Origin of the sequence: Luteococcus sanguinis (genome assembly GCF_039527675.1) — a bacterium.
GTDB lineage: Bacteria > Actinomycetota > Actinomycetes > Propionibacteriales > Propionibacteriaceae > Luteococcus > Luteococcus sanguinis.
The window spans coordinates 1-14321 of record NZ_BAAAKI010000010.1 but is presented as its reverse complement, the minus strand read 5'-3'; the positions used below and the strand labels follow the sequence as shown (position 1 = coordinate 14321).

12 protein-coding genes and 2 pseudogenes are annotated in these 14321 nt (G+C 66.9%); 3 read left to right on the top strand and 11 right to left on the bottom strand.

Annotated features, from left to right (window positions below; genetic code table 11):
* The first annotated feature begins 55 nt into the window (after positions 1 to 55).
* Both secG and ABD089_RS07360 read left to right on the top strand, forming a co-directional pair.
* On the top strand, positions 56 to 298 hold the full coding sequence (gene secG, locus ABD089_RS07365; RefSeq protein ID WP_343885642.1) for a preprotein translocase subunit SecG: 243 nt from the start codon (positions 56 to 58) through the stop codon (positions 296 to 298).
* A 72-nt stretch (positions 299 to 370) separates the two neighbouring features.
* A complete protein-coding gene (locus tag ABD089_RS07360) occupies positions 371 to 727 on the top strand; it encodes an RNA polymerase-binding protein RbpA (protein WP_343885641.1) in 357 nt (118 codons plus the stop codon).
* A 107-nt stretch (positions 728 to 834) separates the two neighbouring features.
* Here ABD089_RS07360 and pgl read toward each other — a convergent pair whose 3' ends face one another.
* From pgl to tal, 4 genes are read right to left on the bottom strand one after another with little or no spacing between them, the layout of a single operon-like run.
* Entirely contained in the window at positions 835 to 1557 is a 723-nt protein-coding gene (gene pgl / locus ABD089_RS07355; RefSeq protein ID WP_343885640.1) for a 6-phosphogluconolactonase, read from the bottom strand.
* Positions 1557 to 2573: a glucose-6-phosphate dehydrogenase assembly protein OpcA gene (locus ABD089_RS07350; protein ID WP_343885639.1), complete on the bottom strand. Its 1017-nt coding sequence runs from the start codon at positions 2571 to 2573 to the stop codon at positions 1557 to 1559. Before ABD089_RS07350 ends, pgl begins: the two co-directional genes overlap by 1 nt.
* Positions 2574 to 2584: 11 nt before the next feature.
* Entirely contained in the window at positions 2585 to 4114 is a 1530-nt protein-coding gene (gene zwf / locus ABD089_RS07345; protein ID WP_343885638.1) for a glucose-6-phosphate dehydrogenase, read from the bottom strand.
* 52 nt (positions 4115 to 4166) lie between these two features.
* Complete coding sequence (gene tal / locus ABD089_RS07340; RefSeq protein WP_343885636.1) at positions 4167 to 5333, bottom strand: transaldolase; 1167 nt, start codon at positions 5331 to 5333, stop codon at positions 4167 to 4169.
* A 173-nt stretch (positions 5334 to 5506) separates the two neighbouring features.
* On the opposite strand from tal, the gene ABD089_RS07335 reads away from it, so the two are divergent.
* Positions 5507 to 6439: a heme o synthase gene (locus ABD089_RS07335; RefSeq protein WP_343885866.1), complete on the top strand. Its 933-nt coding sequence runs from the start codon at positions 5507 to 5509 to the stop codon at positions 6437 to 6439.
* 103 nt (positions 6440 to 6542) lie between these two features.
* Here ABD089_RS07335 and ABD089_RS07330 read toward each other — a convergent pair whose 3' ends face one another.
* The 7 genes and pseudogenes from ABD089_RS07330 to ABD089_RS07300 all read right to left on the bottom strand — a co-directional run.
* Positions 6543 to 7406, bottom strand: a complete 864-nt coding sequence (locus tag ABD089_RS07330) for a COX15/CtaA family protein (RefSeq protein ID WP_343885635.1) — start codon at positions 7404 to 7406, stop codon at positions 6543 to 6545.
* A gap of 10 nt (positions 7407 to 7416) precedes the next feature.
* Positions 7417 to 8178 carry an ABC transporter permease gene (locus ABD089_RS07325; RefSeq protein WP_343885634.1) on the bottom strand — a complete coding sequence of 254 codons (762 nt, stop codon included), beginning with the start codon at positions 8176 to 8178 and terminating at the stop codon, positions 7417 to 7419.
* Positions 8178 to 8876, bottom strand: a complete 699-nt coding sequence (locus ABD089_RS07320; RefSeq protein ID WP_386769588.1) for an ABC transporter ATP-binding protein — start codon at positions 8874 to 8876, stop codon at positions 8178 to 8180. Before ABD089_RS07320 ends, ABD089_RS07325 begins: the two co-directional genes overlap by 1 nt.
* Positions 8877 to 8909: 33 nt before the next feature.
* A complete protein-coding gene (thrC, locus tag ABD089_RS07315; protein WP_343885633.1) occupies positions 8910 to 10349 on the bottom strand; it encodes a threonine synthase in 1440 nt (479 codons plus the stop codon).
* A 161-nt stretch (positions 10350 to 10510) separates the two neighbouring features.
* Positions 10511 to 13003, bottom strand: coding sequence for a sodium-translocating pyrophosphatase (locus ABD089_RS07310; RefSeq protein ID WP_343885863.1), 2493 nt, complete (start codon positions 13001 to 13003; stop codon positions 10511 to 10513).
* Positions 13004 to 13604: 601 nt separating this feature from the next.
* Positions 13605 to 14006, bottom strand: a pseudogene (locus ABD089_RS07305) (IS30 family transposase); the annotation flags it as partial.
* A gap of 33 nt (positions 14007 to 14039) precedes the next feature.
* Positions 14040 to 14237, bottom strand: a pseudogene (locus ABD089_RS07300) (IS3 family transposase); the annotation flags it as partial.
* Between the last annotated feature and the right edge of the window lie 84 nt (positions 14238 to 14321).

Sequence of the window (14321 nt, the reverse complement as noted above, 5' to 3'; positions counted from 1 at the left end):
GAATGTGGAAAAGACAAGGGCGTGGGTTACGCTTTCCCACGTGATTCTGCCGCTGATGACCTGGCCCCTCATGACCCTGTCGATCATCCTGATCGTCGTGGACATCATCCTGAGCCTGTTCGTCCTGCTGCACAAGGGTCGTGGTGGTGGCATGTCCGACCTCTTCGGCGGCGGCATGTCGACGTCGATGGGCGGTACCTCGGTTGCCGAGCGCAACCTGGACCGGCTGACCATCATCGTCGGCCTCCTGTGGCTGGCCACGATCATCGGTCTGCTGGTGCTGTACCGCGCCGGCTGACGAACCTCACGAAACCCCTTCATCGCCGCGCACGGGGGCGCGGCCGAATACAGCACTACATAGGAGTGACAAGTGGCAGGTGGCAGCGCCATCCGCGGTAGCCGCGTCGGTGCCGGACCCATGGGCGAGGCAGAGCGGGGCGACACCGCCCCCCGGCTGTACGTCTCCTTCTTCTGCGCCAATGGGCACGAAACGCGTCCGGCCTTTGCCGCCGACGCCCAGGTGCCAGAGAGCTGGGACTGCCCCCGGTGTGGGCTGCCGGCGAACACTGACTCGCAGAACCCGCCGCCGCCGCCGAAGATCCTTCCCTACAAGACGCACCTGGCCTATGTGAAGGAGCGCCGTTCCGACCAGGAGGCAGCTGACATCCTGGCCGAGGCCGTCGCCGGCCTGCGCGCCCGTCGCGCCCGCGGAGAGATCTTCTACTGAGTCATGTTCACCAAGGAACCGCCGGACACCCTCGGGTGCCCGGCGGTTCGTTCATTGTTGGGAGTTCGCTGTCCTGCGTGGGTTCTTGGGACGGTGTGCTGGAGGTCTCAGAAGGCGCAACGGAAGGACGGTAGGTCCCCGCTGGCGGCCGGGTCGATGAACCACAGTGTCTCGTCCGTCCCGCGGACGTGTGAGGCGGGGAGGTCCGGGTCGCCGGCCAGGGCACCCCGCAGCGCCTCAACCTTTGCCTCACCCGCCACGAAGAGCCACACGCTCTTGGAGCGGTTGATGGCGTTGAGCGTGAGCGTGACCCTCTCAGGTGGTTCGACCGGGGCGTCGGTGACGCCATAGGCCAGTCCCGCTGCCTCCAGTGCTGGGCTGTGCGGGAAGAGAGCAGCAACATGGCCATCCGCTCCCATGCCCAGCAGGCAGATGTCGAAGGTCACGTCGCCCAATTCCTGGGCATAGGCAAAGGCCGCCTCGGAGGGATCATCCGAACCCGTGGGGGCGGGAATCGGGTGCGTCTGCGAGACATTGATCGGCAAGGTCCGTGCCAACACTGCCAAGGATTGCAGCGAGTTGCGCTCGGCATCGGTCGGGGGCACGTACTTCTCGTCGCCCCACCACAGCGTCAGCTTCCCCGGTTGCAGGCCCGACTCGGGGGCCAGGTCGGCGAAGGCGTCATACACTCGCAGTGCGGTGGTGCCACCGGCCAGGCACAGGTGCACGGTCTCCCGCTCCTGCTGCAGTCCGATCAGGCGATCCAAGAGGCGACGGGCGGCCGCCTCGGTCATCTCGTCCGCGCTCTGGTGGCGCAGCACCCTGGTCATCAGTTCCGCCCCGTTCGCTTGTCCGTCGTGCGGGCCGGTGATGTGCCCCCGGCTGCCTTCCCTGCGCGGTTCTTCTTGGCTGCAGCCTTCTTCACGGGTGCCTTCCGCGAGGCGCGCTCGCCGCGCGTGCGCAGCATCTGCACCGACTGCTCGAAGATGCCGTCGGCGTCCATCCGCCGCAGCTCCTCAGCGATCAGCTCGTTGATGTCGCGCCGCTTCAGGGCGACCATCCGCTGGGGCTGGCCGGGGACGGAGTACTGCGCAGCGGTGGCGCTGGAACCGCGGAGCACCTCGATGTCACCGGCGGGCGTGGCCAGGCGGATACCCGTGATGCCCGGCCCTTCGGTGTCCTTGCGGACCACCTCCACCCCCAGCCGCGCCTCCAGCCAGGCCGCCATCAGCTCGGCCGGGGCATTGTCCCGGTCGGCCTCGACGACGGCGCTCTTGATGGTCGCAGGGTACTGGTCCAAGGAGGCGGCCAGCAGGGCACGCCACGGCGTCAGGCGCGTCCAGGTCAGGTCCGTGTCGCCCGGGGTCAGGTTGTCGGCGCGTACCTGGAGCGCCGCCAGCGGGTCCTTGTCGCCGGATGCATCGGTGATCCGGCGTGTGCCGAGGGCACCAATCTGGTCATTGGCGGGGCGGACGGGCGACTCATTGGGCCACCACACCACGGTGGGGGAGTCGGGCAGCAGCAGCGGTAGCACGATCGAACCGGAGTGCTCCACCAGCTCACCGCTGACGCGCAGCGTCACCACGTCCCCGGGGAAACCGTCGGCGCAGCGGATCTCTGCGTCCAGTCGCGCAGCATCCCGGCGGGCATTCTCGACCACGACCAGAATGCGGGAGGGGTGCTCCCGGGCTGCCTCGAGGCAAGCGGTGAGCACCTTGTCGTAGTTGGTGGAATCGGTGACGACGACCATGGTGAAGGCCAGCCCCGAGGTGCCGGTCTGGCTCCGGGCCTTCAGCAACGACTGGTTGACCTGGCTGGCGCTGGTCTGGGTGAGTTCGATGATCATGTCTCTCCTTGTCAGGGACGACGCCAGGCGAAGCCGTCGCGGGCCAACATCTCGTCCGCGCTCTTGGGCCCCCAGGTGCCCGAAAGGTATCCCTCGGGCTGGCCGGGCTGGTCGGCCCAGAAGTCGAGCACGGGGTCGAGAAGCTGCCATGACAGCTCCACCTCCTCGTGCTGCGGGAACAACGGCGGGTCGCCCAGCAGGACGTCCAGGATCAGCCGCTCGTAGGCCTCCGGGGACGACTCGGTGAAGGCACCCCCGTAGCCGAAGTCCATGCTGACCTCGCGGATCTCCATCTGGGTGCCCGGCACCTTGGCGCCGAAGCGCATCGTGACGCCCTCGTCCGGCTGGATCCGCATCACCAGGGCGTTGGTCCCCAGCTCCTCGGTGTCGGTGAACGGCAGGTGCGGGGCGCGCTTGAAGTTGAGCGCGATCTCGGTGACCCGGCGTGGCATCCGCTTGGCGGTGCGCAGGTAGAAGGGGACACCCGCCCAGCGACGGTTGTCGATGTCGACGCGGACCGCCGCATAGGTCTCGGTTCTGGAGTCGTGCTTGATGCCCTCCTCCTCCAGGAAGCCGACTACTTTCTGCCCACCCTGCCAGCCAGCCAGGTACTGGCCCCGAGCGGTGTGCGCGGCCAGATCCTTCGGGGTGCGGGCCGCCGACAGCACCTTCTGCTTCTCGACGCGCAACTGGCTGGCCTCGAAGGAGTTTGGCTCCTCCATCGCGGTGAGCGCCATCAGCTGCAAGAGGTGGTTCTGGATCACGTCGCGGGCCGCGCCGATGCCGTCGTAATAGCCCGCCCGGCCACCGATGCCGATGTCCTCGGCCATCGTGATCTGCACGTGGCTGATGTAGTTGTTGTTCCACAAGGGTTCGAACATCTGGTTGGCGAACCGCACCGCCATCATGTTCTGCACCGTCTCCTTGCCCAGGTAGTGGTCGATCCTGAAGACCGACTCCGGCGGGAAGACATCTGAGACGACGCGGTTCAGCTCCCGGGCGCTGTCCAGGTCGTGCCCGAAGGGCTTCTCGATGATGACCCTGCTCCACTGGCCCTGGCGCTGGTCGGCCAGCCCGTGCTTGCGCAGCTGGCCGACCACGTCGTCGAAGTAGCCCGGGGGGATGGACAGGTAGAACGCATGGTTGCCGCCGGTGCCGCGTTCCTCGTCGAGGGTCTGCACGGTTTCCTTGAGCGTCTCGAAGGCTGCGTCGTCCCCGAACTCTCCGGGGACGAAGCGGATGCCCTCGAGCAGCTGCTGCCAGACCTCCTCGCGGAAGGGCGTTCGCGCGTACTGCTTGACCGCGTCGTGCACCACCTTGGCGAAGTCCTGGTCGGCCCAGTCGCGGCGGGCGAAGCCCACCAGACCGAAGCCCGGGGGCAGCAGCCCCCGGTTGGCCAAGTCGTAGACGGCCGGCATCAGCTTCTTGCGGGAAAGGTCACCCGTGACGCCGAAGATGACCAGCACGCAGGGTCCGGCGATGCGCGGAAGCCGTCGGTCCTGCGGGTCGCGCAGGGGGTTGGTGCGAGCGGTGTCGCTCATCGTTCTCCTCGTGGTACCCGGGTGGGGAAGGTGCGGGGCTCAGGCGTGCAGTTCAGGAGTGGGCCTGGCCCATGGCCGCACCCACCGTAGCGACCAGCTCGTCCCAGCTGGTCATGAACTTGGACACGCCCTCGTCCTCGAGCTGTTCGACGACGTCGTCGAGGTCGATGCCCACCTCGGCCAGCTTGCCCATGACGTCGATCGCGTCGTCGACATTGCTGGTGATCGTGTCGCCGATGACCTCGCCGTGGTCGGCGACCGCCCGCAGCGTCTTCTCGGGCATGGTGTTGACGCAGCCGTCGGCCACCAGTTGGGTGACGTACATGGTGTCGTCGTAGTCGGGATTCTTCACACCCGTCGATGCCCACAGCGGACGCTGGGGGTGCGCCCCGCGAGCCTTCAGCCGCCCCCAGCGTTCGGAGGTCATCACCTCGAGCCAGGCGGCATAGGCGATCCGGGCATTGGCGATCCCGGCCTCACCCTTGAGGGCGATGGCTTCGTCGGTGCCGATGGCATCCAGGCGCTTGTCGACCTCGGCGTCCACCCGGCTGACGAAGAAGGATGCGACCGAGTGGATCTCGTCGATGTCACGGCCAGCCGCCAGCGCGTCCTCGAGGCCGCCCAGCCACGCGTCCATGACCTGCTTGTAGCGCTCGATGGAGAAGATCAGCGTCACGTTCACGCTGATGCCCTCGGCCAGCGTCCGACGGATCGCGGGAAGGCCCTCGCGGGTGGCGGGGATCTTGATCAGGACATTCGGGCGGTCGACGAGCTCGTACAGCTCCTTGGCCTGGGTGGCGGTTCCCTCGGTGTCGCGGGCCAGGCCCGGCTCCACCTCGATCGAGACGCGGCCATCAACGCCGTCGGTCTGTTCGCTGATGTCGGCGAACAGGTCGCAGGCATCGCGGACGTCGGTGGTGGTCAAGGTGCGAATGGCTTCGGTGACGTCGGACTGGCCGGCCAGTTGCTCGGCGTAGGCCCGGCCGTTGGCCAAGGCGGCGGCGAAGATCGTGGGGTTGGTGGTGACGCCGGTGACGCTGGAGGTGGCGATCAGCTCGGCAAGGTTCCCTGTGTTGAGCCGGTCGCGGGACAGGTCGTCCAGCCAGATGGACACCCCCGCCTCGGCCAGGGCCTGCAGCCGCGCATTCTGGGTCTGGTCAGGCAGTCCGCTCGGGTCATTCAGCTTGCTCGAATCATGCAGGCGGTTCTGGTCTTTCATGGACTTCCTCCATCACTCGTGGCTGACCGTGTCACCAACTCTAGGGCCGTGCACCCAACCCAGCCATGGCCCCGTCCCGGTAGGTGGTTGAACCATCAAATCGGTCCCGGGGGCGTTTCGGCGTAGACTCCTCCGGAGACTGGGAGGACCGCGAGTTGAGCTTTCACGACACCATTCGTCCGGCGGGGCCGGACGTGACGATTGACGATGATCGTCCCGCCACCTTCGGCGACGTGGTGAAGGCCTATGTCTCGCTCACGAAGCCGCGGATCATCGAGCTGCTGTTGGTCACCACCGCGCCCGCGATGTTCCTTGCTGCCGGTGGGATTCCCAAGCTGACGCTGGTGCTGGTGACCATGGTCGGCGGCATGCTCTCGGCCGGTTCGGCCAATGTCTTCAACTGCGTGCTCGACCGTGACATCGACGAGGTGATGCGCCGCACCCGGCGCCGCCCGATGCCACGCCACCAGGTGGACACCTGGAAGGCCGTCGTCTTCGGTGCCGTGCTGTGCATCGTCTCGTCGCTGATCCTGGGGCTCGGCGCGAACTGGCTCTCGGCCGGTCTGGCCCTGGCCGCCAATGCCTTCTACGTCTTCATCTACACGATGCTGCTGAAGCGTCGCACCAGCCAGAACATCGTCTGGGGCGGCATCGCCGGTTGCTTCCCGCCCCTGATCGGCTGGACCTCGGTGACCGGTGCGGTGGCCTGGCCCCCGATCATCCTCTTCCTGGTCGTCTTCTTCTGGACCCCGCCGCACACCTGGGCGCTCGCCTTCCGGTACCGCGAGGACTATGCGGCCGCCGAGGTGCCGATGCTTCCCGTCGTGATGGACGCGGTGGGCGTGTGCTGGCGGATCCTGTTCTACTCGGTGCTCACGGTGGCGACTTCCTTGGGGCTGTGGCCTGCCGCGCACACCGGTTGGCTCTACCCGGCCATCGCCGGCGGCACGGGACTCGTCTTCATCTGGGAGGCGATCCAGCTGCTGGTCCGCGCCCGGGCTGGCTTGACCGACGCCCAGCTGAAGCCCATGCGTCTGTTCCATTGGAGCAACTCCTACCTGGCGCTGGTGTTCATCGCCGCCGCGATCGACCCGCTCGTCTTCTGATCTGCCGGGCGGCCCCGTAGATTCCCGGGGTGTGTTCGCACGCGTCCACGGACGCTGCCGAGGCTGGCCACGACACTGGCGTGACCAGCGCCGGTTGGGTTCGCTATCGAGCGATGATTGACCCATCGTCCAGCCACGCGACGGCGACGGTGACCACAGCGATGCCGACCATGTGCAACGCCACCAATCCGACCGGCACGCCCAGGAAGAACTGGGCGTAGCCGATGGCGCCCTGCAGCAGCACCGCTCCGAGCAGCACGAGCAGGTACTTGCGGGTCAGCGCGAAGCCACGGCGGGAGGCCTGCACCAGCAGGATCAGCGTCAGACCCACGACCACCCAGACGAACAGGGCGTGCAGACGGGCCACCGACAAGATCTCCAGGCCATTGCGCTGGGCGCCGTGGTCACCCGCGTGCGGTCCGGCGCCGGTGACGACGGTCCCCAGCCAGATCACGACCATCATCACCCAGAACAGCAACTGGACGAGTCGTCGCAGCCCCCCGGGGAGGGCCTCGACGGGCGAGCCTGCAATGGCCCGCACCAGCCGCGTGCACACCACGATCAGCCAGATCGACAGCAGCAGGTGCAGTGCCACCACCCACGGGTTGAGGTGGGTGAGCACAGTGATCCCGCCGACGACCCCCTGCAGCGGCAGCCCGGCCAGGGCATACCAGCTGAGCACCTTCACCCGACGCGATGCGTGGGTGCGATAGGCGGCCACGAGGACGGCGATGGCCAGCGCGATCAGCACGAAGGTCAGCATCCGGTTGCCGAACTCGATGAGCGGGTGGTAGCTGTCGACGCCCTTGGGCACATAGGCCTGGTCGCACTTCGGCCAGGTCGGGCAGCCAAGCCCGGAACCCGACAGCCGCACCACCGCGCCGGTGACGATCAGGGCGCAGTTGGCCACCAGCGAGGCGATCGCCCAATTGCGCAGCGCACCGGTGGTGCCGAACAGCTTGTCCATCGAGATGCTCCTAGGAAGTCCAGCGGAAGGTCTTGCGGGCCAGCAGGTACGAGACCACGGCCCAGAGCAGGAGGGCGGCCAGCGACCACCAGTTCGTCGCGCCATTGCTCCAGTTGCGCAGGGCCTCACCCAGGGCCCCGGTTGGCAGCGCGGCGACGGCGGGACGCACGGCCGCCGGGAAGCTGGCCACGGGCCACATGATGCCGCCGGCCATCATGCCTGCCAGGTAGAGCAGGTTGGCCAGGGCCAGGGTCGCCTCGGCGCGCAACAGTCCGGCCATTGTCAGCGCGAGGTTCGCGAAGACGAACATTGCCAGTGGCGCGCACAGCAGCAGCACCACCGACTGCGCCAGTGTGGGGTGTGGACGCCAACCCAGCACCAGGCCGACCATTGCCAGGAGCACGACCTGTCCGGTGGCGATCATGGTGATGCCCAGCGCCTTGCCGGTGAGCAGCCCGGTGCGTCCCAGGGGCGTGGCCGAGAGCCGTTCCAGGACGCCGTACCGACGTTCGAAGGCGGTGGCGATGGCCAGCGAGGTGAAGCAGGAACTGAAGATGGCCAGCGCCAGCACATTGGGAGCGATGTTCGCCTCGGTGATGCCGTAACGGCCACCGGCGAAGCGTCCGAATACGAGCAACCCCAGCGGGACGACCAGTGCGACGAGCAACTGTTCCCCATTGCGCAGGATCAGTTTCGCCTCCGTCAGGCCATGCCGGCGGATCATCGTCGCGCGGTCGGCGGCAGCAGGACGGGGTGTGAAGTTGAGGCTCATCAAGCGCCTCCGACGCGGGGGGTGGTGTTGGCCAGGAAGACGTCTTCCAGACCCTGTCCGCTGGTCATCTCGGGCACGGTCCCGTGGACGACGACGTGGCCCTGGTCGACCATCCACACGTAGTCGGCCAGCCGTTCCGCCTCGTCCATCCCGTGGGTGGTCAGCAGGACCGCCACGCCGGCGTCGCGCAGGGCGCGGATCACGCCCCAGGTGTGGCGTCGCACGTGCGGGTCCATGCCCGCGGTGGGCTCATCGAGGAAGACCAGTTCCGGACGTCCGATGATCGCGCCGGCGAGGTTGACCGACTGCTGCTGCCCGCCCGACAGGCGCCGGTAGGGGGTGGTGGCGAAGTCGTTGATACCGAGCAGGCGCATCACCTGGTCGACCGGCTGGGGGTCGGCGTACAGACCAGCAAGGTAGTGAAGCAGCTCACCGGCGCCGATCCCGGACCACGCGCCCGTGGACTGCGGCATCACACCGATCCGGGTGGCGGCTTCGGTGCTGCCGGCGGGGTGCCCCAGCACGGTGATCGTCCCGGATTCGGGGGTCACCAGGCCGGTGCAGCAGCGAATCATGGTGGTCTTGCCGGCGCCATTCGGGCCCAGGACTGCAGTGATGCGGCCACGGCGGGCCGTCAGGGACATGCCGTTGAGTGCGGGTTTGTCACCGAACGTCACGACCACGTCGCTCAGGTCCAGCGCGACATCGAGGGGTTCAGGCACCGGCACAGCCTACGCGTGTTCGGCGATGAGCTGCTTCAGTGCCTGCGCGTCGGCCTCCAGCTCGACGACATGTCGTCCGAGGCCGGCCAGGTGGGCGAAGGCCGGGGGCACCTCGGGGTCGCGTCCGATCGCCTCGCGGATGGTGGCCGCGAACTTGACCGGCAGCGCGGTCTCCAGCACCACCATGGGCGATGCGTCACCATGCCGCGCCACGAAATCGCTGGCGACGTGCACGCCATCGGCGGTGTGCGGGTCGACCAGCACGCCGTACTCGTCCAGCGTCCGGCGGATCGTCGCCACCCGGTCGGCGTGGGTGGACGAGCCCGCGACGAAGCCATGGCGCTCCCGGACGGAGGCGAACTCCGGCGTGTCGGACAGGTCGAAGAAGCCCTCATGGGCCAGCTGCACGCCAAACAGGTCGTTGGTCCGGGCGCCGTCGCGACCCAGCAGGTCGAAGACGAAGCGCTCGAAGTTGCTCGCCTTGGAGATGTCCATCGACGGCGAGCTGGTCTCGTGGGTCTCGGCCGACGAGCGCACCCGGTAGACGCCGGTCTCGAAGAACTCGGCAAGCACATTGTTCTCGTTCGTGGCCAGCAACAGGACGTCGATCGGCAGGCCCATCTGGCGGGCGATGTGGCCGGCGCAGATGTTGCCGAAGTTGCCGGAGGGCACGCACACGTCGATGACCTCGTCGTCTGCGGTGGTCACCCGCAACCAGGAGACGACGTAGTAGACGACCTGGGCCACCAACCGTGCCCAGTTGATCGAGTTCACCGCGCCGACGCTGTGCCTGGCCTTGAAGACCAGGTCATTGCTGACGGCCTTGACCATGTCCTGGCAGTCGTCGAAGACACCCTCGACGGCGATGTTGACGATCGAGGGGTCGTCGATGCCGAACATCTGCGCCTGCTGGAAGGGGCTCATCCGACCCTTGGGGGAGAGCATGAAGACGCGCACGCCCTGGCGTCCGAGCATCGCGTACTCGGCGGCGGATCCGGTGTCACCGCTGGTGGCCCCGACGATGGTGAGTTCGCGGCCACGGCGGGCCAGTTCGTACTCGAAGAGCTGCCCGAGCAGCTGCATCGCCATGTCCTTGAAGGCTGCCGTGGGGCCATTGGACAGGTGTGCCAGCCACAAGGGACCCTCGCCAAGCCGCGTCACCGGGACCACCTCGGTGGTTCCGAACACTTCGGGGCTCCACGCTCGCTGGCAGATGCCGCGCAGGTCGTCGGCGGGGACATCGTCGATGAACAGGCTCAGCAACTGGAAACCGACCTCGGCGTAGCCGTCGCGGTCCAGGGTCTCGCGCAGTTCGCCCAGCCGGTCGCCGATCTGCGGGTAGCTCTCGGGCAGGTACAACCCACCGTCCGGGGCCAGGCCCTCGAGCAGGATGTCGCAGAAGGGCAGCCCCGGCTCACCGGAGGTCGATCGCGTGGAGATGTAACGCACGGCTTGAGCCTATCGGGCCCGGACGGCGACCGGCCGCCCACCGAGGAGGTGGACGGCCGGACGCGGGTGCCGTCGAACTGCTGGCGCCGAGCAAGCAGGGTACGACGGGAGATGGACATGCGTTGCGCCACTGCTGGGATTGGAGTGGTGCTTCGGATGGCTCAGTGTCCGCGCTGGGCCGCCTCCTCCACGGCCTCCAACTCGTGGATGTGGGCGATCTCATCCGCCAGCGAGTCGTGCACCTGGGCCATGGTGTTGCCGATCCGCATCCCGTAGAAGGAGCGGTAGACGAACCAGGCGCTGGCAACGAAGAAGAGCGCCGCGAGCACGTGGGTGATCGACTTGTTGGTGATCGAGACGGCGAGGTCGACGGCCAGCAGGCCGAACAGGGTCGTGAACTTGATGACCGGGTTCAGCGCCACCGAGGAGGTGTCCTTGAAGGGGTCGCCGACCGTGTCGCCGACCACCGAGGCATCGTGCAGCTGGGTGCCCTTGGCGGCCAGGTCGACCTCGACGATCTTCTTGGCGTTGTCCCAGGCGCCGCCGGCATTGGCCATGAAGATGGCCTGGTAGAGACCGAACAGCGCGATCGAGATCAGGTAGCCGATGAAGAAGTAGGGGTCGGCGAAGGCGAAGGCCAAGGTGGCGAAGAAGACGCCCATGAAGATGTTGAACATGCCCTTCTGCGCGTACTGGGTGCAGATCTGGACGACGCGCTTTGAGTCCTCGGTCGAGGCCTTGGTCACCCCGTCCAGGTGCATGTTGTCCTTGATGAACTCCACGGCCCGGTAGGCGCCGGTGGTGACCGCCTGCATGGACGCGCCCGAGAACCAATAGATGATCGCGCCGCCCATGATCAGGCCGAGCAGGAAGGGGGCATGCAGCAGCGAGAGCGAGGCTACCGCCGCCTGGTCGGTCATGCCCTTGGTGAGGCCCATGATGATCGAGAAGATCATCGTGGTGGCACCGACGACGGCGGTGCCGATCAGGACGGGCTTGGCGGTCGCCTTGAAGGTGTTGCCGGCGCCGTCATTGAGCTCCAGGAAGTGCTTGGCGCGGTCCCACTGCACGTCGAAGCCGAAGTCACGCTTCAGTTCGTCCTCGACGCCTGGGATCTGCTCGATGGTCGACAGCTCGTAGACGCTCTGCGCGTTGTCGGTGACCGGGCCGTAGGAGTCGACGGCGATGGTGACCGGGCCCATGCCCAGGAAGCCAAAGGCCACCAGGCCGAACGCGAACACGGCGGGGGCCACCATCAGCGCACCGAGGCCGAGGGTGGAGATGCCGTACGCGACCGCCATCAGGCCGATGATCGCGGTGCCGATCCAATAGGCGGAGAAGTTGCCCGCCACCAGGCCCGAGAGGATGTCCAGCGAGGAACCACCCTCCTTGGCCGAGACGACGACCTCCTGCACGTGGCGGGAGTTGGTCGACGTGAAGGCCTTGACCAGCTCGGGGATCAGGGCGCCGGCCAGCGTGCCGCAGGAGATGATCGTCGCGAGCTTCCACCACAGCGTCCCGTCGCCGAGTGAGTGGATCATCGCGAAGCTGGTGAGGTAGGTCAGCACGATCGAGACCGCTGAGGTCAGCCAGACCAGGTTGGACAACGGCTTCTCGAAGTCCATCTCGTCGGCATCGGCATAGCGGGCCTTCGAGATGGCCTGGTTGGCCAGATAGGACAGGAAGGACGCGACCACCATGACCACGCGGATGAAGAAGATCCACACCAGCAAGGTGACCTGGGTGGTCTGGTAGTTCGCGCCAGCGGTCGCCTCGTTGACGGCGAGCAGGATGAAGGTGATCAGCGCGACGCCGGTCACGCCGTAGGTCTCGAAGCCATCCGCGGAGGGGCCGACTGAGTCACCGGCATTGTCACCGACGCAGTCCGCGATGACGCCGGGGTTGCGGGCGTCGTCCTCCTTGATCTTGAACACGATCTTCATCAGGTCGGAGCCGATGTCGGCGATCTTGGTGAAGATGCCGCCGGCGATGCGCAGGGCCGAGGCGCCGAGCGACTCACCGATCGCGAAGCCGATGAAGCAGGAGCCGGCCAGGTTGCCGGGCAGGAAGAGCATGATCACGAGCATCATCAGCAGTTCGACGCTGATCAGCACCATGCCGACGCTCATGCCAGAGCGCATCGGGATGTCGAAGGTGGGGTAGGGCTTGCCGGCCAGCGAGGCGTGCGCCGAGCGGGAGTTCGCGAAGGTGTTGACGCGGATGCCGAACCAGGCGATGCCGAAGGAGCCGGCCATGCCGATCAGGCTGAACAGCAGGACGACCAGCACCCGCCACAGAGGCATGTGCATCAGGAACAGGAAGTAGACGAAGATGACCGCCGCGATGAAGCACCACAAAAGCATCAGGAACTTCGCCTGCTGCACCAGGTAGGCCTTGCAGGTGGCGTAGATCAGCTCGCTGATCTCTCGCATCGAGCGGTGGACGGGCATGTTGCGCAGTTGGGCGAAGGTGGCGACGCCGAAGGCGATGCCGGCCAGGCAGACGACCAGGCCGAACATCAGCAGGGTGCGCCCGGACATGCCGAAGAAGTGGGCTAGGGAGAGGTCGGGCAATTGCAGGTTGGCCTCGCCGCCCGCGTGCTCGGTGGTGCCCGGCGAACCTCCCCCGTCACCACAGCCAGCCAGCGCCAGCAAGGGCGCAGCGGCGAGAAGGGCGGTGAGGTGACGGCGCCCGCGGTGGCGCGCCGGGTCTTCGCTGGGGATGGTCTCCCATCCAGTGCTGGTCACGATGTTCCCTCTTCGTCGAGTCGTGTTCAGTCACGGCGGCGTCAGCTGTGGCGTCGGCGTGGCTGGGGGCGGTGCCAAACCGTCTCGCGTCCGAGCCTATGCCCGTCCAGGTCCCTCCCCGCGACCGGGGTGGGGCATTTGTCCGCAACCCCCGGGACGCGCAACGACCCGCTCCCGACAATCGGGGACGGGTCGCTCAGAGGTCAGTCTACTTGACGGAACCGTCCAGACGCCCTCAAGTTTCAGACGCACTCAAGAAGAACCCGTCCGAGCACTCAACGACTCAGACGAGTCTGCAGCGAGCCATATCAAGTCAGTGACGTCGGTGACGCTTCTTCCAACCGCCCATGGGCCGATTGCCCGGGTTGCGGGTGCACTCAGCCTTGGACAGCGAGTTGAGCGACTCGCCATGGAGTCGTCATACGAGTCACCCTTGGATCCGACTAGTGCGACGGCTTCGGCTTCGGGGCGCCGCTCGGTGTAGCGAATCGCTCGATACAGGGCAGGTTCAACCGGTCGTTGCAACACCGGCTTCTTCTAGGGATCGTAGTTGTTCTTCGAAGGCCTCGGCTGGGGTCTTCCATCCAAGGGTCTTGCGGGGACGGTTGTTGAGGGTATGGGCGACGGCTTCCAGATCTTCTGCCGACCAGCGGGACAGGTCGGTGCCCTTGGGGAAGTACTGGCGCAGCAGCCCGTTGGTGTTCTCGTTGGTGGGCCGCTGCCATGGGCTGTGTGGATCGGCGAAGTAGACCTTCGTGCCGGTCTCCATCGCGAATGTGGCGTGGGCTGAGAGTTCCTTGCCGCGGTCCCAGGTGATGGTCTTGCGTAGCTGTTGTGGAAGGGCGGTGATCGACGCGGCCAGGGCGGTGTTCATCGCGACCGCGCCGTAGCCGCCCAGTGATGGGCCGTTTGCGGTTCCCCCCAGATCGTGGAGGGCTTGCGGCTACGCGGCGTCCGGGACGGGCGTCGCGGTGGTCTGCTCGTAATTGACCGGTGACATCATGCCAGCGGCGCTGTGCCGGCGTTGGTGGTTGTAGAACCCGTAGGCCCAGTCGATGACGATGGCCCGGGCCTGGGCCCGGGTGTCGAACTCGTGCCGGGACAGGACTTCCCACTCCAGGGAGGAGAAGAACGCCTCGGCGGCGGCGTTGTCGAAGCATTATCCGGCTAATTGGGGCTGGTCAGGGCCTGTTTCGGTGCTCTGTTCAGGCGATGTGGTCCATGA

What these genes read in the sequence shown, in the direction of transcription:
- secG (WP_343885642.1), top strand. Translation starts at nt 56, where the DNA reads ATGACCTGGCCCCTCATGACCCTGTCGATCATCCTGATCGTCGTGGAC.
- pgl (WP_343885640.1), bottom strand. Translation starts at nt 1,557, where the DNA reads ATGACCAGGGTGCTGCGCCACCAGAGCGCGGACGAGATGACCGAGGCG.
- ABD089_RS07350 (WP_343885639.1), bottom strand. Translation starts at nt 2,573, where the DNA reads ATGATCATCGAACTCACCCAGACCAGCGCCAGCCAGGTCAACCAGTCG.
- zwf (WP_343885638.1), bottom strand. Translation starts at nt 4,114, where the DNA reads ATGAGCGACACCGCTCGCACCAACCCCCTGCGCGACCCGCAGGACCGA.
- tal (WP_343885636.1), bottom strand. Translation starts at nt 5,333, where the DNA reads ATGAAAGACCAGAACCGCCTGCATGATTCGAGCAAGCTGAATGACCCG.
- ABD089_RS07330 (WP_343885635.1), bottom strand. Translation starts at nt 7,406, where the DNA reads ATGGACAAGCTGTTCGGCACCACCGGTGCGCTGCGCAATTGGGCGATC.
- ABD089_RS07325 (WP_343885634.1), bottom strand. Translation starts at nt 8,178, where the DNA reads ATGAGCCTCAACTTCACACCCCGTCCTGCTGCCGCCGACCGCGCGACG.